At 68.4% G+C, this 19957-nt stretch carries 21 protein-coding genes and 2 pseudogenes; 13 read left to right on the top strand and 10 right to left on the bottom strand.

Annotated features, from left to right (window positions below):
* Positions 1–90: 90 nt before the first annotated feature.
* Positions 91–1530, bottom strand: a complete 1440-nt coding sequence (locus tag ACFYXB_RS32350; RefSeq protein WP_389588367.1) for a PLP-dependent aminotransferase family protein — start codon at positions 1528–1530, stop codon at positions 91–93.
* Positions 1531–1833: 303 nt separating this feature from the next.
* Between ACFYXB_RS32350 and ACFYXB_RS32345 the strand changes: the two genes are divergently transcribed.
* From ACFYXB_RS32345 to ACFYXB_RS32315, 7 genes are all read left to right on the top strand, one after another.
* The gene (locus ACFYXB_RS32345) at positions 1834–2388 is read left to right on the top strand and encodes a carboxymuconolactone decarboxylase family protein (protein WP_389588365.1); all 555 of its coding nucleotides are present in this window, start codon (positions 1834–1836) and stop codon (positions 2386–2388) included.
* A complete protein-coding gene (locus tag ACFYXB_RS32340) occupies positions 2385–2579 on the top strand; it encodes a hypothetical protein (RefSeq protein WP_389588363.1) in 195 nt (64 codons plus the stop codon). The genes ACFYXB_RS32345 and ACFYXB_RS32340 overlap by 4 nt, the downstream gene beginning before the upstream one ends.
* A gap of 16 nt (positions 2580–2595) precedes the next feature.
* Entirely contained in the window at positions 2596–2814 is a 219-nt protein-coding gene (locus ACFYXB_RS32335) for a hypothetical protein (RefSeq protein ID WP_389588361.1), read from the top strand.
* Between the two features lie 81 nt (positions 2815–2895).
* Positions 2896–3720 carry an isocitrate lyase/phosphoenolpyruvate mutase family protein gene (locus ACFYXB_RS32330; protein ID WP_389588359.1) on the top strand — a complete coding sequence of 275 codons (825 nt, stop codon included), beginning with the start codon at positions 2896–2898 and terminating at the stop codon, positions 3718–3720.
* A gap of 60 nt (positions 3721–3780) precedes the next feature.
* Positions 3781–4428, top strand: a complete 648-nt coding sequence (locus tag ACFYXB_RS32325; RefSeq protein ID WP_389588357.1) for a nitroreductase family protein — start codon at positions 3781–3783, stop codon at positions 4426–4428.
* A gap of 54 nt (positions 4429–4482) precedes the next feature.
* Positions 4483–5400 carry an NADP-dependent oxidoreductase gene (locus tag ACFYXB_RS32320; protein WP_389588354.1) on the top strand — a complete coding sequence of 306 codons (918 nt, stop codon included), beginning with the start codon at positions 4483–4485 and terminating at the stop codon, positions 5398–5400.
* A gap of 133 nt (positions 5401–5533) precedes the next feature.
* Positions 5534–5917 carry an MmcQ/YjbR family DNA-binding protein gene (locus tag ACFYXB_RS32315; RefSeq protein ID WP_389588352.1) on the top strand — a complete coding sequence of 128 codons (384 nt, stop codon included), beginning with the start codon at positions 5534–5536 and terminating at the stop codon, positions 5915–5917.
* A gap of 139 nt (positions 5918–6056) precedes the next feature.
* Here ACFYXB_RS32315 and ACFYXB_RS32310 read toward each other — a convergent pair whose 3' ends face one another.
* The 4 genes and pseudogenes from ACFYXB_RS32310 to ACFYXB_RS32295 form a co-directional block, all read right to left on the bottom strand.
* Entirely contained in the window at positions 6057–7046 is a 990-nt protein-coding gene (locus ACFYXB_RS32310) for an integrase core domain-containing protein (protein WP_389588373.1), read from the bottom strand.
* Between the two features lie 300 nt (positions 7047–7346).
* A complete protein-coding gene (locus tag ACFYXB_RS32305) occupies positions 7347–8870 on the bottom strand; it encodes a CBS domain-containing protein (protein ID WP_389588350.1) in 1524 nt (507 codons plus the stop codon).
* Positions 8871–9200: 330 nt separating this feature from the next.
* Positions 9201–9332 (bottom strand): hypothetical protein, encoded by a 132-nt coding sequence (locus ACFYXB_RS32300; protein ID WP_389588371.1) that lies wholly within the window; start codon positions 9330–9332, stop codon positions 9201–9203.
* Between the two features lie 65 nt (positions 9333–9397).
* A pseudogene (locus ACFYXB_RS32295) lies at positions 9398–9704 on the bottom strand (DNA helicase); the annotation flags it as partial.
* A gap of 301 nt (positions 9705–10005) precedes the next feature.
* On the opposite strand from ACFYXB_RS32295, the gene ACFYXB_RS32290 reads away from it, so the two are divergent.
* Positions 10006–10650 (top strand): DNA-binding protein, encoded by a 645-nt coding sequence (locus ACFYXB_RS32290; protein WP_389588348.1) that lies wholly within the window; start codon positions 10006–10008, stop codon positions 10648–10650.
* A gap of 531 nt (positions 10651–11181) precedes the next feature.
* Here the strand turns inward: ACFYXB_RS32290 and ACFYXB_RS32285 are convergent.
* The 3 genes from ACFYXB_RS32285 to ACFYXB_RS32275 all read right to left on the bottom strand — a co-directional run bounded on the left by ACFYXB_RS32285 (position 11182) and on the right by ACFYXB_RS32275 (position 13873).
* Complete coding sequence (locus ACFYXB_RS32285; protein ID WP_389588346.1) at positions 11182–11946, bottom strand: TRM11 family SAM-dependent methyltransferase; 765 nt, start codon at positions 11944–11946, stop codon at positions 11182–11184.
* A 125-nt stretch (positions 11947–12071) separates the two neighbouring features.
* Positions 12072–12731, bottom strand: coding sequence for a hypothetical protein (locus ACFYXB_RS32280; RefSeq protein WP_389588344.1), 660 nt, complete (start codon positions 12729–12731; stop codon positions 12072–12074).
* A 315-nt stretch (positions 12732–13046) separates the two neighbouring features.
* Positions 13047–13873 (bottom strand): IS5 family transposase gene (locus ACFYXB_RS32275; RefSeq protein ID WP_389588342.1). Its coding sequence is split into 2 segments (ribosomal slippage): positions 13047–13513 and positions 13513–13873, totalling 828 coding nucleotides; the frame shifts between segments, so codons are not numbered across the junction.
* A gap of 338 nt (positions 13874–14211) precedes the next feature.
* Here ACFYXB_RS32275 and ACFYXB_RS32270 point away from each other — a divergent pair.
* The 3 genes from ACFYXB_RS32270 to ACFYXB_RS32260 all read left to right on the top strand — a co-directional run bounded on the left by ACFYXB_RS32270 (position 14212) and on the right by ACFYXB_RS32260 (position 15476).
* Complete coding sequence (locus ACFYXB_RS32270) at positions 14212–14367, top strand: hypothetical protein (RefSeq protein WP_389588340.1); 156 nt, start codon at positions 14212–14214, stop codon at positions 14365–14367.
* Between the two features lie 19 nt (positions 14368–14386).
* On the top strand, positions 14387–14623 hold the full coding sequence (locus ACFYXB_RS32265) for a hypothetical protein (RefSeq protein ID WP_389588339.1): 237 nt from the start codon (positions 14387–14389) through the stop codon (positions 14621–14623).
* A gap of 727 nt (positions 14624–15350) precedes the next feature.
* Positions 15351–15476 carry a hypothetical protein gene (locus ACFYXB_RS32260; protein WP_389588337.1) on the top strand — a complete coding sequence of 42 codons (126 nt, stop codon included), beginning with the start codon at positions 15351–15353 and terminating at the stop codon, positions 15474–15476.
* Here the strand turns inward: ACFYXB_RS32260 and ACFYXB_RS32255 are convergent.
* Positions 15473–16421: pseudogene (locus ACFYXB_RS32255) on the bottom strand (IS481 family transposase). The gene ACFYXB_RS32260 and the pseudogene ACFYXB_RS32255 overlap by 4 nt on opposite strands.
* A gap of 137 nt (positions 16422–16558) precedes the next feature.
* Positions 16559–17509 (bottom strand): NADP-dependent oxidoreductase, encoded by a 951-nt coding sequence (locus ACFYXB_RS32250; protein ID WP_389588335.1) that lies wholly within the window; start codon positions 17507–17509, stop codon positions 16559–16561.
* Between the two features lie 70 nt (positions 17510–17579).
* On the opposite strand from ACFYXB_RS32250, the gene ACFYXB_RS32245 reads away from it, so the two are divergent.
* Both ACFYXB_RS32245 and ACFYXB_RS32240 read left to right on the top strand, forming a co-directional pair.
* Positions 17580–18593, top strand: a complete 1014-nt coding sequence (locus ACFYXB_RS32245; protein ID WP_389588333.1) for a GlxA family transcriptional regulator — start codon at positions 17580–17582, stop codon at positions 18591–18593.
* A 485-nt stretch (positions 18594–19078) separates the two neighbouring features.
* Positions 19079–19819 (top strand): helix-turn-helix domain-containing protein, encoded by a 741-nt coding sequence (locus tag ACFYXB_RS32240; RefSeq protein ID WP_389588331.1) that lies wholly within the window; start codon positions 19079–19081, stop codon positions 19817–19819.
* The last annotated feature ends 138 nt before the right edge of the window (positions 19820–19957 follow it).

Genomic DNA, 19957 nt, shown 5'->3' with positions numbered 1-19957 from the left:
ACCGCCGCGATCTGGCACAACGACGCCACCGGACAAACCGTCCTACGCTCACTGATCGCCTACGATCACTGACCCCTTGGACTAGATCATCTAGGGCATCACCCTGCACAGTGCGTCCAGTGCGCCCGCCCACGCGCTGTCCGAGGGCGCCGCGTAGTTGACCACCAGGGCGTCCCGTTCGGGCAACTGCCACCCACAGTCCGCCACTTCGTAGCGGAACTGCGTCAACCCCCTGATCGCCAGACCTTGCCGGGCCGCGGCCTGGACCACCGAACTCTCGGTTCCACGAGGGAGGTCGAGGACCGTCTGCAGTCCTGCCGCCATGCCGGCCACACGAATGCCGGGAGCCCTCTGGCGCAGGACCGCGACCAGCTGATCACGGCGGCGCCGGTAGCGCAGCCGCATCGAGCGCACATGACGGTCGTACGCGCCCGAGGCGATGAATTCCGCGAGCATCAGCTGCTCCAGGGCGCTCGTCATGTAGTCGCCGTGCCCTTTGGCCGCCACGATCTCCGGGATGAGTTCCTCCGGCAGCACCATCCATCCGAGCCGTACCCCCGGCGCCAGGGACTTGCTTGCGGAACCGAAGTACACCACCCTCTGCGGATCGAGGCCCTGCAGGGCACCCACCGGCTGGCGGTCGTACCGGAACTCCCCGTCGTAGTCGTCCTCCAGGATCAGGCCGCCGGTGGCACGTGCCCAGTCGACGGCCGCCGTGCGCCGCTCCGGGCTGAGCGCGACCCCCGTCGGGTACTGGTGCGCCGGGGTCAGCAGCACCGCGCCCACTCCGCGCAGTCGCGCAAGGTCGTCGATGCGTGCGCCATGTTCATCGACGTAGAGGGGCGGGGTGTGCAGACCGGCGTTCGCCAGCAGGTCGCGATACAGATCGAGACCGTAGGCCTCGACGGCCACCGCCCGCACCCGCCGCGCCCTGAGCGCCTGCGCCATCAGCGCCAGGCCGTGGTGGAAACCGGAACAGATGACGATCCGCTCCGGCTCGGCATATACCCCGCGGGCCCGCGTCAGGTAGTCCGCGAGTGCTGTGCGCAGCTCCATGCGGCCGCGGGCGTCGCCGTAGCCGAAGGCGCTGTGCGGCGCGGCGGTCAGAGCCCGGCGGGCCGCGGTGAGCCACTGCGTGCGCGGAAAGTTCGCGAGGTCCGGTGCACCCGTCAGCAGGCCGTACCTGGGAAGGTGCTCGTCCGGCCTCGTGCGGCGAGCGTCGGGCGCGGCCCTGTGCGGCTCGACCCGCGTGGCCACCCGGGTCCCGGAGCCCTGCTGGGCGGTGAGCCAGCCTTCGGCGACCAGCTCGGCGTAGGACTCGACCACGGTGTTGCGGGAGACGCCGAGATCCGCGGCAAGTGAGCGGGAGGCCGGCAGCCGGCTGCCGGGCGCCAGACGCCCCGTGCGCACGGCCTCCCGCAAGGCGTCCGTGAGCCCTGCGCGCAGCCCGGGCCCGCGCAGCTCCAGATGGAGGTCGGCACCGAACGTGGGGGGCGGATCGGCCGCGGAATTGGTCCGGGAATCTCTCATGTAATTGGACCATACTCCCGCACCACTGAGACCGTAGCGTTGCGGGCATGACGATGAATCAAGCGCACGAGAGCACCGCACGTCTCCCGAACCCCTACGTCACGTGTCTGGACCTGGGATCCGCCGGCGCGGTCGTCACCACAGGCTGGGAACGGACCGTCCAGAAGACGGGAGAACGGGTCAAGGCCCCCCGGCCAAGTTGCGGCCAGCGCAGGTAAGGCCTGCGGCGGAGCTCTGAAGCACTAAGAGCCCGACTTAGGCTCGACGACGACTACTCACACCCCCACCGGAGGTCGATTCGCTGTGTCACGACTGAACGTTCCCCCTCTAGAGGATGTCCCCGCCGGCGCACAGCGGATACTCGACAACGTTGGCGCGCAGCTCGGCTTCGTCCCGAACATGTTCAAGGCCATCGCGTCGAACCCGACCGTTCTCGAGGGCGTCACGACTCTGCAAGGCACCTTGAGCCGGGTTCTGGACGCGAAGACCCGGCACAGCATCGCGCTGGCCGTGTCGCAAGCCAACGGCTGCAGTTACTGCCTGGCGATTCACACCTACGTCGCGACCGAATTCGGCGGCATGTCAGGCGACGACATCGAGCTCGGCCGCGTCGGGAGCTCGGTCGATCCCAAGCGCGCCGCGGCCGCTCGCTTCGCGCAACGGGTGGTCGACAGCCGCGGGCGAGTCAGCGACGCCGAGCTCGCGGGTGTGCGAGGCGCCGGGTACACCGACCCGCAGATCCTGGCGATCGTCGCGGTGGCAGTGCAATTCCTGCTCACCAACTTCATCAACAACGTCAACCAGACCGACCTCGACATCCCCGCCGTCGGCGCGGTCGATACGGCCGTGGCCCAGTGAACCCGCACCCGGAGCCGACGGCGCCCGACGCGGCGAGCGAGAGCGCGATCGAGCGTGTGTTCCGCGCCTGGCACGAAGCCGTGCTGACCCAGGACGCGGACAAGATCGCCGACCTCTACGCGTCAGACGGCGTCATCGAAACACCGCCCGCCGTGCTTTCGTCGGGAGACATGGGCTCCGGCGTGGTCTAGGGCCGCGAGTCGATCCGTGCCTTCGAGAACTGGGTGGCGTACCGGGACCTACCTCACCGACGGGCATCAGTTGATCTGGGAGTACCCGCGCCAGACACCGACGGGCGAACAGACCCACCTCGTCGAGTCCATGGACATCGTCGACGGACTCATCGCGCGTCATCTCGTCTGTTGGGGCTGGGTCGGCTTTAAGAAGCTCCACGCCGCCGCCAACAACACCCCACCCACCGGTTGATCGCCGGAACCCTCGACGCGGTCCGCGCACCCAGCCGGCAAACCCCTCACCGAGTCAACGATCATTCAGGAAAGGCTCGACATGCCGGGCTCCGAACTCTATGAGAAATTCATGGCGCTGCACACCCGCGACGCTGGCCTCGTCATGCCGAACGCCTGGGACGGCCTCTCGGCGCTGATGCTGGCCGATGCCGGCTTCGAGGCGATCGCAACATCGTCGGCGGCGCTCGCCACCACGCTCGGCCGCCTCGACGGGCGGCACGAAGTCACCCGCGAAGAGCACCTCGAGCATGCGCGGCTGCTCGGCCGACTCACCGGGCTGCCCGTCAACGGAGACTTCGAGGACGGTTACGGCGACACGCCTGAAGACGTCGCCGCGACCGTTGAGGCCGCCGTGGAGTCTGGCCTGGCCGGTATCGGGGTCGAGGACACCTCGGGCAATCCCGATCAACCCATCCGCGGCTTCGACGAGGCAGTCAATCGCATACGTAGCGCCGTCGACGCGGGCAAAGGGCGCATCGTCGTCACCGGCCGCACCGACAACTTCATCCAGGGGCGGCCCGATCTCGACGACACCATCCGGCGCCTGACGGCCTTCGCCGACGCCGGCGCCGATGTGCTCTACGCCCCATACCCACCCGATCTCGACGCACTCGTCGCGATCGTCACCGCGGTCGCGCCGACACCGGTCAACGTCCTCGTGTCACCGTCGGACAAGGTGCTGACCGTCGCCGAACTGCAGAAGGCCGGGGTCAAGCGCATCAGCGTGGGCCCATCGCTCTACACCCACGCGATGGGCGCACTCGAACAAGCCACGAAGGCGCTCGTCGCGGGCGACCTCGCCTCGGCGACGACAGGAATCGGCTTCGCGCGCATCAGCGACCTACTTGCCCGCGGCACGAACTAGCCCAACCCCTGTGAACCACCGCTCCTCGCCCGCTCATCGCAAGAAGAAAGGCAGATTGACATGAACCTCGACAAGCTCATGAACAAGCACCTCACCAGGTATTTCGACCCCAGCAAGACCATTCCGGAGGAAACCCTGCAGCAGTTGCTGAGGTTCCTGCGCTCCACGCCGTCATCGGTGAACGTACAGCCCAACCACTTCTACGTCCTCGCCACGCCCGAAGGCAAAGAGCAGCTCGCCAACAACCTGGGCGAACGATTCCAGGACAACGCCGAGAAGATCCTGAACGCGTCGCACACCATCATCCTCACCACCCGGGCAGATCTGCCTGACAGCCACCTCGAGGCGGTGTTCACGAAGGAGAGGGCCGACGGCCGGTTCCCCGACCTGCCAAAGCAGGAGCTGTGGGAATCAATGACCCGGGACTTCCTCAACCTGCGCACCTACGGCTACAAGGACCTGAACCACTGGATGGAGAAGCAGACCTACATGGCGGTGGGCCTGACCATGATGGCGGCCGCCGAGCTCGGCGTCGAGGCCACGCCGCTGGAGGGGTTCGACCCGACCAGTGTCGACAAGGCGTTCAAGATCCGCGAGAGCGGACACAGCACGACGGTGCTGCTGGCCCTCGGCTACCCCGACCCGGAGAAGGTGTACACCACCCCGATCTCGCGCTTCGACGCCGACCAGCTGTTCACCTTCATTTAAAAACCCATCCGGAAACCAAAACCCACCACACATACGAGGAAGGGGACAATCTCAATGAAAGCCATTGTGGTCACCGACCAGGCCGCGGGAACGGCCGGAATGACGCTGACGGAGCGGCCTGAGCCACTCGCAGCGATCAACGACGTCATCGTTCAGATTCATGCATCGGGCTTCGTCCCGACCGAGATGGAGTGGCCATCGACCTGGGCCGATCGCGCCGGCCGTGACAAGACACCGTCGATCCCCGGCCACGAGCTGGCCGGAGTGGTCACCGCCCTCGGCTACGGCACGACGGGCCTGTCACTCGGGCAGCGGGTGTTCGGCCTCGCCGACTGGCACCGCGACGGTACCCTCGCCCAGTACGTGGCGATCGAAGCACGCAACCTCGCACCGCTGCCCGGCGACATCGACTTCACGGTAGGCGCGTCCCTGCCCATCTCAGGCCTGACCGCATGGCAGGGACTGTTCCAGCACGGCCGCCTTCAGGCCGGCCAGACCGTCCTCGCCCACGGCGCAGCCGGCGCAGTCGGGACGATGGTGACCCAGCTCGCACGTGAAGCCGGCGCTTACGTCATCAGCACCGGACGCACCGCCGACCGCGAGAAGGCACTCGACTTCGGCGCCCACGAGTTCGTCGACCTCGAGAACGACACGCTCAAAGACGTCGGGGACGTCGACCTGGTCTTCGATGTCATCGGCGGCGACATTCAAAAGCAGTCCGCCGCCCTGATCAAGGCCGGAGGAACACTCGTGTCCATCGTCGGCCCGGTCGAAGCGCGGCCCACTGACGGCCTGGCGGTGGACTTCGTCGTCGAAGCCGATCGCGCCGAACTGGGCGAGATCGTGCAGCGGGTGCGCGACGGACGGCTGCGGACAAACATCGGTGACGTCGCAAGCCTCGACGATGCCATCGGCGCCCTCAACCCGACCACGCGACGCAACGGGAAGACAATCATCCGCATACGCCCGTAGGAAGCGGACGACCACAGTCCGACCGGCAGGTCATAGGCCTGATCCACGCCAATGGTCATCGACCACCGACCGGCGCAAGCACCCGAACCGCCACACACACCAAGTACGCGGACCGACAGAGGAGTTGATCACCTTGGACGGACAGGAACTGCAGAAGATCGCGCGCGACTGCACCGCGGAACTGCCCGGCACCGACCAGGAGCATCGTCTCGACCCCAACTGGGACCTCCACAAGGTGCACGGCAAGGTCTTCATGCTCATGACCGACATGCCGGGACGCCCCGTCGTGATCCTGAAAGCCGATCCCGACGACGCCACAGCCCTGCGCGAGCAGTACACAGACATCACCCCCGGCTACCACATGAACAAGAGACACTGGATCACAGTGGAAGGCGGAGACACCATCGACGAGAAACTCGTGAAGGAACTCGTGACCGACTCCTACCGCCTCGTGGTCAGCGGGCTTCCCAAGTCCAAACAGCCCGCGGACCCACACACCTACACCCGCCGCACCTGACCTTCCCCATGCCCATCAACGGCGACAAGCTCCAGGACACAGCGCACAACACGGCACTGACGCCGCCCAGGGACAGCCACGAGCGCCCGTTCACCGAGCAACTTGGACCCTGTGCCGCTCGAAATGTCGTCGCCGCACGTCACGCCGTATATCGGTACTCGTTGATCAGGCCACCGAGGATCCGGGTGCGTAGCACCTTGCGGGTGTCGAGGTCATGCCCGGTGGCCGGCTGTTCGTGAGCCTCGGGTGGTAGCTGGTGCCGGGCCTGGTGGGGTCGGTGCTCGTTACGGTGCCGCTCGTAGGCGGCAAGGACCTTTCGAGCATGGGCCTCGTTCGCGACGAGGACGTGGTCGAGGACCTCACGCCGCATGCTGCCGATGATCCGTTCGCAGTGGGCGTTCATCCAAGGAGCTCGCGGCGCGCTCTTGAAAATCTCCATGTCCTCGGCCTGGAAGACGCCGTCGAACGCCTCGCCGTACTTGCCATCACGATCACGCAGCAAAAAGCGCAGGGACTCCATGCGTATGCCCATGTCGACGGCGAGATTCCTCGCCTGCTGCACCGTCCAATCCCGCGTCGGATGGGCGGTGACCCCGGCGATGCGCAGGCGCCGGGTACCGTGCTCGGGGAACGCCAGCGCGTACAACCGCCTACCCGGCGCGGTGTCGATGTGGAAGAAATCTGCCGCGATGATGCCCTCGGCTTGGACGGTGAGCAACTCACGCAAAGTCGGGCCGGTACGACGCGGCGCCGGGTCGACGCCCGCGGCGTTCAGGATCTTCCAGACCGTGGACGGTGCGATCGGATACCCCAGCCGGGCCAGCTCGCCCTGGATCCTGCGGTGTCCCCACCGGGGATTTTCGCCGGCCAAGCGCAGCACCAGCTTTCTGAGCGCGGCCGCGGTCGGGGGTCGGCCCTTGCGGCTGCGGCGGGCGGAGTTGTCCCACTTCTTGGCGATCAGCTTGCGGTGCCAGGTCAGCAGGGTGCCGGGTGTGACGGGGAAGACGTCGGCCCAGCGGCGGCGCGGTATTAGCGAGGACAGCGCGGAGAGCCAGAACCGGTCGGCCCACTTGTAGCGGACCGGGACCTTGAGCTGACGGCGCAGGACTGAGTTCTCATGCCTCAGCACCAACAACTCGGCGTCCCTGGCGGTGTCTCGGCGCAGCAGGACAGCGGTAGGGACAGCAGCGTGCGAGCAGCGCGGTACAACAGCGACACGACCATCGGGACAGCGTCTCAGCCACCACCGACAACCATGTACACCGCTGCTCACCTGCAGCGATGACTTTACGAGCCCCACACGCCGGCAGACACAGGCGACGAGCGGTCATCTCGCACACCCCCGCTACCCGCGCCACCGCTGCCCCGCTCCCAGGTCGGGACTGAGCCGAAAGTGCGACAGAAGCATTAACTTGCCATTCCCCGGACGTCAGGCACCGTAGTCCAGGAAACGGAGCATGGTAAGGAGGCCGGTGAGCGGCAGGAGCTCGCTCTCCGCCTCGGCATCCAGGTCGGGGTTGAGGTGCATGAGGTTGTTGCGGAAGGTAGAGGCGATGAGCAGCCGGTCGGCGAACAGTTCGGCATCGACGCCCCAGCCCAGCGCCCTCCACACGGCGTCGTCCTCGAAGATCCAGCGGTATTCGCCCAGGGTCAGGTCGCGGGCGCTGTTCACTCGCGCGCGCCGGTTCCCGCGCAGGACAGCGTGTATCTGCAGCAGGCTGATGGCGCCGTCGGCCAAAGCCTGGTCGACGATGCGTCGCAGGCGGCGCTCGATTTCAGCGATGAGGATGAACGGGCGTAGTTGGCTGCCGAGTTGCATGGTGAGGTCGGCCGCGGTGACGATGCCGGTCGTGGTCCCTTGATCGCCACGAACAAATACGTAACCTCTTCGGTAGATCTCGGGGATCCACTCCAGGAGTTCGTCGTCGGCGTCCGCCTCGCGCGGTCTCACGGTCACCGCGTCAAGAGTCAGAGACGTGGGACCGGCCAGGTTGGCCAGACCGATGCTCTCCCAGCTCACCGCGCCGAGAAGGCGTCCGTCGTCGGCGAGGACGGGCATCTGGGAGAAGTTGTTGAGCGCCATTGTGGTCATCGCCCGGCTTACATCGTCGCCCGGCGACACCGACACGAGTTGCGTCCCAAGGTCAGCGGTGGGCATCTGCCCGATGCGCACCGTGACGGGGTGTTCGTCCGGGTCGGCCTGTTGGGGCAGCTCCTGCGCCGTGGGCACGTGGACCCCGGAATCCGGTGCGACGCCGACCGGCACGATCGCCACGGTGCTGTTGATGTTGTTGCTGATGTCTGCGAACGAAGGGTTCGTCGCCAATCCGAGGACGTCCAGCCCGGCCTGGACATCGTCGATCACTGACGGCCAGCGGTGCACGTGCCCCCAGATTCCGATGAGTTCCCTGATCGTCAGTGAGACCGTGTCCTCGGCCACCATGGCGGTCTGGACGAGTTCCTGCAGGCGTTCAGGCGTAGCGAGGCGCGCGGTTTCAGGATGGGCGTGGGAGGGTCCGGGGTCGATTGCCTGGTCAGCCAGGACGTGTAGGCGCGCTGCCGCTTCGTTGCGGCGCAGTTCGAACACGGTGAGCAGTGACCCGATGCTGTCGCGCAGGTCTGGCTGAACCGTGTGTCTGTCCAGGTCACGCTGCGTCCACTTGACGCTGCGGACGTGGCGCATTTCGGGGTCGGCTTCAGGACGGTAGCGGTAGGGGCCGTCGAGATAGCCAACGGCAATCCGGCGTCCGCCGGTGGGCGTGACGATCACATCACCTGCAGCCATCTCGTTGATGAAACGCCACAGCTGGCCAGTCCAGTTGCCGATGACTTGAGGGCTGGAGTCCGGGTAGGCGTCAGCGACTGCGGCGCGTATCTGTTCTCGAGAACCCAGCCCGCTCAAGTCCCCGAGCTCGCCCCACCCGACGATCGCGAGCCCCTCGGCCAGCGCCATCGCCGCCCGCTCACCACCCCGCCCAGCGCGTACCACCCATGCCTTCATAGCCCACCCCTCCCAGCGCTTCGGCCTGGACGGTAGCGGATGTCGCCTGTCCGCGTGCAGGCTTCCGCAAGCAGCACCGTCCATAGGCCTGGGCCCGGCCCGGCCAGGTGCGGGCCAGGCTCATCAGCCTGGCCCGTCATCCGCCCGAGGCTGAATCGTCGCCTCGGACAGGCTCCAGCCGGTAAATCTGCTTGCCGTTCTACTCGAAGGTCACCGAGAAACGGTCGGTTCACGAGGCCGTCGACGCCCTCGTGAACCGCCGGGGGTCATGCGGCTGGGCCGTCAGGGGCGCAGGGCGTTCTGCATGATCGTGCGGCAGCGGTCCCAGGAGGCGGGGACGATGTGACCGTACACGTCGACGGTGGTCTTGATGGAGCGGTGGCCGAGCCAGCGGGAGACTTCGTGGAGGGGGATGTTGTGGGCGAGGGCGGTGGAGGCGAAGAAGTGCCGCAGGCCGTGGGTGGTGTACTTCGGGCTGCGGCTGCCAGTTGGGCTTGTTCGGCCGGTGTCCCCAGGCCGCGCAGGCGCGGTACGTGGTGGCGGGCGAGGGTGCGGTCGGCGGAGTAGCAGAAACGGGTCACGGTGCGCAGCACGGTGTGGGACAGGGCGCGGTGGGCGGGCGATGTCCTTGTTGTAGGCGAGATAGCGGCCGCGGTGTGTGGTGCCGGCGGCAAGCAGGCGCAGCGTGCTGGTCTTTTCGGTGCCGGCGCCTGCTTGCAGGACGAGGTGGTGGCCTGCGCGGAAGGCGTCGGCTGCTTCGGTCTGTTCGTCTGTCAGGGTGGTCAACAGGGAGTCCGCCAAAGAGGAAGGGGATCGTGTTGGCGGTCGGCTCCGTGGAGGAGCCCTACTGGCTCGGTGGTACGCGGCGGCCGAGAAGGGTGGCTGCGCAGATCCTTCTGTCATCACCGACAGAGCGTCCGCCGATATTCGGGGCCGACGGTTCGCACCGTCGACGGCAGCGACGGCATCCGCCGGCCCCTCCCCCATCGACACCTGCCCGAGAGCGGGCCTCGATGACGCACGGAAGTTTACGGTGGGAGGCCCAGCTACTGCGCCTTTTCAACGCCGAGCAGGAGTGTAAGTCTCGATGATCCCTCAGGGCCGTGAGGTGCGTTCGGAGGCGGAGGTTGCCGAGGCCATGGGCGTACCTCTGCATTCTTGGCGGCGCAAGGTGCGCGACGGGTTCGAGGAGCAGGTGACCCGGGTCAACGCCGACGAGGGGCGCATTCGCCTCTACGACGCCGAGCAGGTGACCGCTTACGTCGGAGGACGACCGATCCCTCCCCTGCCGACCGTCGGCGTCGAGCATCCCGACGATCTGTTGACGGATAGGGAGGCCGGGGCGCTCCTCTGGGTCGATGCGTCGACGGTGCGCAGTTATGCCGTGACCGGCTATCTGCCTCGCGGTGTGGAGTTGCACGGCCGTAGGTGGCCCCGTCGGGTGGTCCTGGCGCGTCTCGAGCAGGGTGATCAGCGGGAGCATCCGGAGCGGACGGGTGCAGGGCGGCCGAAGAGCAGCCCGCAGCGGCCGAACCGGGGGCGCGCGGGCCGCGACGAGAGCGCCCCGCCGGACCCGCGCATCGTGGAGACGGCCGAGGTGTTCGCCCGGGCGGTCGGGGAGGGTGCGAAGCCGCCGACGTCCGCGCAGATTGCCGCTCAGTTCGGGGTGAGCCGGTCGACCGGGGCCCGGATTCTCGCGGCAGCGCGTGCACGTCTCGCGAACACGGGCTGAGATCCGCCAACAGACCCGGCGCTGGCAGCGAGGCCACATTCCGACCAGGCTTGCAGCACAAGGGCATTGGACATTCCCTACCGTACGGCGCGCCATCGGCCGAACGTCACGAATCGCTGTATCGTTGTTATCGATCGGACATGGGGAACGGCACCCCTTCCCGATCGCTCCCCCATCAACGCCCGCTCGAAGGGACAGCGATCATGCACGACCACCGGGACACGGCGACGATCTGCTCCGGGCCGACGACTATCTGGCCGGCGACGACGACCGCGTTATCCCGCGCATCACCGGTTTGCCCCGTCAGCGCGTCGGGGACCTTCGCACCCCGAGGCAGCGAAACCGCCGCGCGAAGTAATCCCCCGGGGCCGGGACGCGTTCGCGCTCCGGCCCCTCTCTGCGCCCGCACCCAGGTTCAGCAACATCCGTGGCTGCTGGGCGCGATTTCATGTGAGCGCAGGGGCTGCGTGACGCTCCGCGAACCATCGGCCCGTGTCGCGCCGCGGGCCTTGGCCGGCGAACCGTTGCCAGTCACCGGGCAAAAGGTGGGCACATGACGGGCCGGGTGAAGACCAGTACGTCTTCGTGCTGAATGACGGAGAGGGGGATGCCGTCGCGGCGGGCGTCGCGGACGTTCTTCATCTGGAAGAAGGATGGGCGGGTGATGAGTCTGCTGTCGCGGATTCCGGCGAGGAGGGCGACGCAGCGTTCCGTGGGGGTGAGTCCGGCGGCCTTGCCGGCTCCCAAGACGGCAGAGGGCAGGTCGATGAGTTCGCCGTGTTCGCGCCATGGGCGGGTGGTGACGACCACCGTGCCACCCGGGCGGAGGACCTTGCGGCACTGGGTGAGGATGTCGGTGAAGGCTTCCAGGAGTTGGTCGGTGGAGACGTGGGCGAGGTTGGACGGGTCGTGGCTGTAGCGGTGGTCCTTCTTCAGCACGCCGGGGTTGCCGGTCTCCTTGGTGGAACGTACCTGGCCGTGGACGGAGTTGCCGTAGGGCGGTGAGGTGACGACGAGGGCGACCCGGCCGTGGTACTCCTCGCCGATGAGGGTGGTCAGGCGGCGGGCGTCGCCGCAGACAACCTCGCCTCGGCCACCTCCTGTGGTGATGATGACATGGCGGACGTTGGCGCTGGCGAGGGTGGCCCAGCGGGGCTCGTACTCGGTGCCGATGGCCTGGCGGCCGAGGCGGACGGCTTCGACGAGGGTGGTGCCGATGCCGCACATCGGGTCGAGGACGAGGTCGCCAGGGCGGGTGTAGGTGGAGATCGCGTGGGCGGCGATCCGGGGCAGCATCTTGGCCGGGTGGCGGCCGATCCCGGCACGTAGTTGTCCTTGCGCTGCTTGGGCGCGGATGTGGGGGCGGTGTTCCAGATCGAGACGGGAGAGGTCACGGGCTCTTCTCCTCCTGGGGGGTTGGGCTACGCGTGGCGGATGACGCCGAGGGCGATCAGGTCGCAGTGGGTGACGCCCTGGGAGGCATCCGAGGGCGGCGCGGGCGTGATCTGGTCGCCGTCCGGGTGGGCGTAGGCGACGACGATGTGCTGCAGGTAGCGGAAGCCAGCGGTGCGGGCGGCCGCGATGAGGGCTCCGAGCAGGTCGGTGAGGCGGCCGGAGTCCCTGCGTTGCCGGGTGGCCAGGAGCAGGTAGCCGTTGTCGGGGAGGAGTCGGTGGGCGCGGTGGAAGAAGCCGGGCCAGCCATCCTCCATGGCACCGGGCATGTCACCGGCGGGCGTCATAGGTTCGCCGGGGGCGGGGAGCGCGCCCGGGTGGAGTTCGGCCAAGAGGATCCGCATGCGCTTGGGGGCGTCCTCGTCCGCCGGGTGCATGGTGAAGGCGGTGGCGGGAATGCGGGCGTCGACGCCCGGCTCCATGTCGCGGATCGCGATCTTCAGCAGCCGCACGGGCAGGTGCTCGGGGAGCCCGACGAAGTCGGTGCGGACCTTGTCGATGGCCCAGGCCGGGAGGACGCAGCCCGGGATCGGGGCGGTGTTGGGCTCGTCGGCGTCCGGGAACCAGATCGTGGTCGGCAGCGGGCTGCCGTGGCCGGGCGTCTTGCGGGGAGCGGTGGACTGGGTCATGGCAGGTGCGGCACCGAATACCAGGCGTTTGTGCTCGTGCTGACATGAGGTCATAGGGATCCGCGAGCCCGAGATTGCCATGGCGCGGAGCGCGTTCGAAGACACCGTTCCGGGCGGCACGAGGAGACCGAAGGATCGGTGAAAGGCCTGGCCCGCAGCGGCGTTTGAGCAGCTCACGGCACATAAGAACCAATGCCAGTCCACTGACGAGCCAGCCCTGGACCACCCCTCCGGCCCCGCGCAGGAGGCGAGACTCGGTCTCCCGAAGTTTTCTTAGTTCGATTCTCAGTGCCTCACCCGAGGCAGTAAGAACTCCTAACAAAGTGGGAGGTTCCTCAGTCGCCGCCAGCAGATGATGCTGCAGGCCAGGCTGAGGAAGGCTTCGTGGATGTCGTCGCGTATTTCCCAGCGGATGCGTAACCGGCGGAACCAGTGCAGGAGTGCAAAGCTCTGCTCGACGACCCACCGGTGGACGCCCAGCCCGGAGCCGTGTTCGGTGCCGCGGCGGGCGATGACGGGGGTGATCCCGACCGCCCGGACCTGCTTGCGGTACTTGTCGTGGTCGTAGCCCCGGTCGGCGTAGAGCGCCTTCGGCCGTCGGCGAGGCCGTCCGCGTCGGCCGCGTACTGGCGGAATGGCCTCGATCAGCGGGATGAGTTGGGTGACGTCGTTGCGGTTGCCGCCGGTCAGCGATACTGCCAGCGGGATGCCGTGCGCTTCGGTGATCAGATGGTGCTTGGAGCCTGTTCGGGCACGGTCGACCGGGCTCGGTCCGGTTTTGGGCCGCCTTTCATGGCCCGCACGTGGGAGCCGTCGATCACCGCCCGGGACCAGTCCAGCGCGCCGGCGGCGTGCAGCTCGGCCAGTAGCGATTCATGCAGACGCTGCCACACACCCGCGTCGTTCCAGTCGCGCAGGCGCCGCCAACAGGTCATACCGGAGCCGAAGCCCAGTTCCTGGGGCAGGAACTCCCACGGAATGCCGGTGTAGAGCACGAACAGGATGCCCGACAGCACCTTCCGGTCGTCCAGACGCTTGCGCCCCGGGTGATCCGTGCGACGCGGCACGACCGGCAACAACGGCTCGATCCGCGCCCACAGCTCATCGGACACGATCCACGGCAGCTGCTCACCCTTTCTCATGTGCAGGCTAACACCCCATCAGACACATACATTCCAAGGTAAGTTGCAGCATTCTGTTAGGATTTCTAAGGCAGGCCACCGGACGTGGTCCGTGGCCCGGTTCTCGTACAGGCCGGTCCGTTTGTCCGGGCGTGCTGCTTCGGTGGTCTGCGGGTGGTTCGGGCGCTTGGGAGACGTGGCGGCGGAAGTTGTCCGAAACGTCACGGGAGTGCCGTCATGCAGCACCGCCACGCAGTTCGCCGTCCCGCCGCCGCCCACCGGCCGAGCACCGTCCCCTCCCCGCTCATGGAGCTGGAGCAGGCGTTCCTCTCCCCGCCCAGGGGGTGGAGCCACTCACAATGTCCGCCCACCTCGTATGCGACGAGACGGACCGGGCCGCCTGGCCGGTGGACCTGATCCGAACCCAGCTGGCCCGCCCCTCCACCTGGCCGGAGCTCCGCGAGCAGACCTGGCGCGAGGTGCTCCAGCGCGCCCGGACGCTGGGAGCGCCGTGAGACGTGGTCGCGGGTGGCCATGGCCGTCCCCGTCCTGCGCCGGATGCTCGCCCGGCTGGGCCTGTCCCGCTCACCTGGAACGGGCCGAGGTCGAGCAGGAGGCCTCACCGGCGTCACCACCGCACTGAGCACCGTCGACCTCGACGGTGAACAGCTGGGCCGGCAACTGTTCCGGGCCGCTGACCGGGCCGTGCACCGCCTGGTGTACGCCGCGCAGCAGAGCTGCCTGCGGGAGAGCGAGCTGGCGGCGGAGTAGCTCGGGCACCGGAGCTCGGTGCCCGTCGAGGAAGTGGGCGAGCTGTGGACGAGTTCACGTGCTGGCGCAGGTTCTGCAGGCAGGCGTGGTGGCCGTGGAGGACGCGCGGCTCATCGCCCGCACCCGTCTGAACGGCGAGCACATGACCGTTCTGGCGGGCGAGTGCGGGCTGGGTTGGCGGCAGCTGTACTGGCACCGGAGCGCTGCGGAGCGGCACCTGACGGCCTATCTGAGGCACCCGCTCCAGGAGCGGCAGGCAGGGCCGTTCGGGGGACTTTCCCTGGCCGCACGTCAAAGCGCGGCGCTTGTCTCTCCATACACGGTGACGACGGTTGAAGCGCTCGCGCATCAGCCGCCTCTCCGGCTCCGGGTCCGGTGCACGTGCCGGGCTCGGACCGGGTCTTCCGAGCGGTGTGGGGTGAGCACGACTGTCTCGTGCTGACACCCGAGATCTAAGTCCGTTAGTCCTCCGAAGGAGGTTGGCGCCGGGCCCAGGGTCTGCTCGCCCCACACCGCCAGGCCTTCTCCCCTATCGCGTCGCGCTCCCCGGTTAGACGTGTTCCACCGTGCTCGCGACGTTCCGTCGGTGTTCGGGCCGGTGCTCCGGCTGTGTGTGGCCGCTGGCTTTCCGCGTCGGCATAGTCGCGTGCTTCGCCACGGCGACGACGCTCGCCGAGCACAGGCGGGTGTCGGCAGTCGCCGCAGCACGCCACGCGGCTGGTGCGCCGTGCAGTTGCATCTGCTGCTACTGGCCATCGGGATGATCGCGCTTGAACTCGCGGTACTGTTCGGGTTCCTGGCGCGGGTCGCGGTAATGGCCCTGCTCGCCGTGTGCGCGTTCGCACTGCGCTAGCTGTACTGACCCGAGAGGTTGGGGACGCGGCTGGCGGGTGGCAGACCCATCAGAGCGGTATGTCTCCGGTGGTGGTTGTAGTGGTGCAGCCACACGGGGAACGCGTCGCGGCGTTCCTGCTCGCTGAGGTAGGGCTTGGCGTAGGCCCATTCGTCGAGGAGAGTGCGGTTGAAGCGTTCGACCTTCCCGTTGGTCTGTGGGCGGTAGGGGCGGGTGCGTTTGTGGGTGATCCCTGCGGCGGCCAATGTGTTGGCCCAGGTGCGCGAGCGGTAGCAGGAGCCGTTGTCGGTCAGGACGCGCTGGACGGTGATCCCGGCCTGGCTGAAGAAGTGCTGCGCCCGGGTCCAGAACTCGGAGGCGGTCTCCTTCTTCTCGTCGGTGAGGATCTCGCTGTAGGCCAGGCGGGAATGACGACGTTGTGCAGGTAGCTGTAGCCCCCGCCGATACGGTTCTTGCGGCCGGCTTGACGGCCCAGGACCTGGTGGCCGCCACCGTTGGGGATGTTGCCGAGCTTCTTGATGTCAACGTGTACCAGGTCGCCTGGTGCGGCGTGCTCGTAGCATCGGATGACGCGTCCCGTGGCCCGGTCCAGGTGCGACAGCCGGGCGATGCGGTATCGGCTGAGTACTCGGTGCACGGTGGCCGGATTGAGACCGAGCAGGTAGGCGATGCGGGCTGGGCCCCAGCGGCGCAGGACGCGGACTTTGATGATGCGCCGCTCGGTGCGGGTCGGTGTGCGCCGCGGGCTGAGGTACGGGCGGCTGGAGCGATCCGTCATGCCGGCGCGGGGCCCTGCTCGCGGTAGCGGTCTGCCCACTGCTTGGCTGTGGTGGGAGAGACCTGGAAGCGTTCAGCTGCACGGCGCAGTGGCCATTGATCCTCGACCACGCACTGGGCCAGGCGCAGGCGGCCGGTCTCGGTCAGGGGTGCGTTGCGGTGGACCATGCGGGTCTATCTGACTCTGAAGATGACGATGGCCGGGTGCACGGGTCATGTCCCGTGCACCCGGCCGTGGTGCTGGTTCCGTCACATGGTGAGGTCCGGAAGTGCTGCTGTTCAGCGAGTTTCCGTCCCGGCCCGGGTTATGGGCGGACGGTGAGGACAAGCTTGCCCGTGGCGCGGCCCGTCTCGCCCTCCGCGTGTGCCTTGGCGGCCTCGGCGAGCGGGTACGTGGCGAAGACGTGCGGGCGCAGCCGGCCGGACTCGGCGAGAGCAGCGATGCCGGCCATGCCCGCCTGGTCGTGCTCGACGAACACGGCCGCGGCACGCACCCCCAACTCGGTGGCGCGCTCGGTCACTTCGCCGAAGTCGGCGGGCAGGGTCGAAACCAGGATGCCGCCCGGCCTGAGCGTCTCAAGGGAGCGCAGCCGGTCGTCACCCCCGACCAGGTCGAGGACCAGGTCGATGTCGTGGGCTTCCTTCACGACGTCCGTGGTGCGGTAGTCGATGACTTCGTCCGCGCCCAAGCCGCGCACGAAGTCGGACTTGGCGGTGGAGGCCGTGCCGATGACGTACGCGCCGCGCGCCTTGGCGATCTGCACCGCGAGATGCCCCACACCACCCGCCGCCCCGAGCACCAGGACCCGCTGTCCGGGCTGCACGCGGGCGGTGTCGACCAGCGCCTGCCAGGCGGTGAGCGCCGCCAGCGACAGCGCCCCGGCCTCGACGTGCCCGAGCCTGGCGGGCTTGGGCACGAAAGCGCGTACGGGCCCGGTGACGTACTCGGCGTACGCGCCCACCCCGTACGGGTAGGGCAGCATGCCGAACACCTCGTCGCCCGGCTGGAACAGCGAGACCCCGAGACCGACCGCCTCGACGACACCGGATACGTCCCAGCCCAGCGTGAACGGCGGCTCGCCCAGGAAGAAGCCATGCCTGCGGTGCTGCCAGTCGGTGGGGTTGACGCCGGCGGCGTGGACGGCGACGAGGATCTGGCCGGCGCCCGGCCCCGGGCGCTCGACCTCGATCTCGTGGAGGACGTCCGGCTCCCCGAGAGTGTCCTGGCTGATGGCCCGCATGGTGTTCTTGGTCATGGATCCAGCGTGCGGCACAGGCTCTGACCTGGCCAATGGCAAGATGGTCATTGAGCGATAGAATCGAGCCATGGCCACGATCGAGTCCCGCACCGCCCTCGACCGGCCCCCGCACCGGGTCGTCGTGCTCGCCCTCGACGGCGTGTACCCCTTCGAGCTGGGCATCCCCGACCGAGTCCTCACCGGGGTCGACTACGCCGGGATCGAGGGAGCGTACGAGGTGGTGACGTGCGCGGCGACGGACGACCGCACCGTCGCCACCAACACCGACATCACCCTCACCCTCCAACACGGACCCGAGTCGCTGGAGAGCGCTGACACGGTCATCGTGCCGCCCTACGACCTGCGCCGCTTCACCATCGACCTGCCGGAGCCGGTGCGCGCCGCGCTCGCCCGGATCCGCCCTGGCACCCGCGTCGTCTCCCTGTGCACCGGCGCCTTCACCCTGGCCGCCGCCGGACTCCTCGACGGACGGCCCGCCACGACACACTGGGCGCACACAGACCAGTTCCGTCAACTATTTCCCCAAGTCGCCCTGGATCCCGAGGTGTTGTTCGTCGACGACGGTGACGTGCTCACCTCCGCAGGCGTCGCGTCCGGGATCGACGTGTGCCTGCACCTGGTGCGCGCCGACCACGGCAGCGCCATCGCCAACCAGGTCGCCCGGCAGTGCGTCGTGCCGCCCTGGCGCGAGGGCGGCCAGGCCCAGTACATCGTCCAGCCCATGCCCCCGGAGGGCGTCAGCGGCACCGGCGCGACCCGCGCCTGGGCCCTGGAACACCTCGACCGGCCGCTCGCCCTGCGGGAGCTCGCCGCGCACGCCCGGATGAGCCCGCGCACCTTCACCCGCCGCTTCCAGGAAGAGACCGGCACCAGCCCCGGCCGCTGGCTGAAACAGCAGCGGGTGCAGCGCGCCCGCCACCTCCTGGAGACCAGCGATCTCACGGTCGACCGGATCGCGGCGGAAGTCGGCTTCGCCACGGCGACGTCCTTGCGCCAGCACCTGCACGCGGCGATCGGAGTGTCGCCCCAGGCGTACCGGAACACGTTCCGAGTCCGCAGCGGGGTGCCGGGCGGGAAGTGAGCACCCCGGAGTCGCCCTTGGTGTGGTCGCCGCTCGCCGGACCCCGCCCTGTCACCAACCTCTGTGGGTAGAACAGCTAGCTACCCGAGGAGGTCAAAGCGCGCACCGCAATCGGCACGCCGGTCAGCGTCTGGCGGCCCCGCCAAGAGCTGCGCGTCGGCCCGCGCCGAGCGGCGCGGATCCACGAGCGGCTCGCCACTCGGCGGCCGCTCGACACCGACCGCCCGCCCCCGATGAATCACTCTGACCTGGGCTGACACCGATCGGCTGACGGCGCTTGACTTCATGGCCGGGTCCGAGCGTCCATGGTCGTGGCCGACCCGCCGAGCGGGATCACAGACCACCGCGATACCGCACGCCGTCGGCCATGTCCGCCCGGAACACCCCGCGATGCGCACGCGCCCGGCGACACCAGCGGCCCGCACGAGACCGCACCCCGGCCGGGGACCTCACTTCTTCACCCCTTCAAGGAACGAGGCCCCTTCATGTCCGAAACGCCGATCGCCGAGCAGCTGGCGGGCCTGTCCCCCGCCATCATCACCGTCTACACCCAACTGGTCGCCTTCACCGAATCGGCCACCGTCGACGACATCGCCCAGGCCGCCGGAGCCGCCCGCTCCAGCACCTTCAAAGCCCTCGTCACCCTCGAGAAGCGCGGCCTCGCCCACCGCGACCGCGGCATCCAGAACGGCCCCAACCGCCGCCCCGACCTCTGGCGCGCCACCCACACCGCCCCCGCCCCGACGCTTGACGAGGTTCCCGCGGAAGCGGACCCGGCCGAGCCCACGCCCGACACCGCGCCCGTCAGCGAACCGGCGGCGGACACCTCTGAGCCGAAGACGGAGCCGGAGCCGGAGCCGGACGAGCCCACTGTGGACGAGCCCGAAGAGCACTCCAATGCCCCGGAGCCCGAAGATGCTGCCCCTGCCGCGCCCCTGCCCGCCCAGCGCACCGAACCCGCCCAACCGACCAGCCCAGCCCCCATCACCGCCCTCCCCGGCGGCAACAAGCGCCTCGCACCCGGAGGCCTTCGCCAGCTCGTCATCGACCACCTCAACGCCCACCCCGGTGAAGCTTTCACCGCCACCAGGATCAGCCGCATGATCGACCGCTCCTCCGGCGCTATCGCCAATGCCCTCGCCACCCTCGCCAAGCAGGGCATCGCCGAACAGGTCACCGACCGCCCACGCACCTACCGCGCGGCGCCCCCGGAGCAGGCCGTGTAGCCGGCGTCACGCGCTGGCCGCACCAGCTCATCAGCGGCGGCGGGCTGCTCATCGGGAGCAAGTACGGTTCGACGCTTCCGAGTTATTCCCACAAGGCGTGGCACCACCGCAGGTCGCGCGCCGGTGGTCTCCCGCAAG

Source organism: Streptomyces sp. NPDC002619, from assembly GCF_042889305.1.
In the GTDB taxonomy this organism is placed as follows: Bacteria; Actinomycetota; Actinomycetes; order Streptomycetales; family Streptomycetaceae; genus Streptomyces.
Note: the sequence above shows the minus strand (reverse complement) of the source record. Positions and strands in the feature narration are given on the sequence as shown.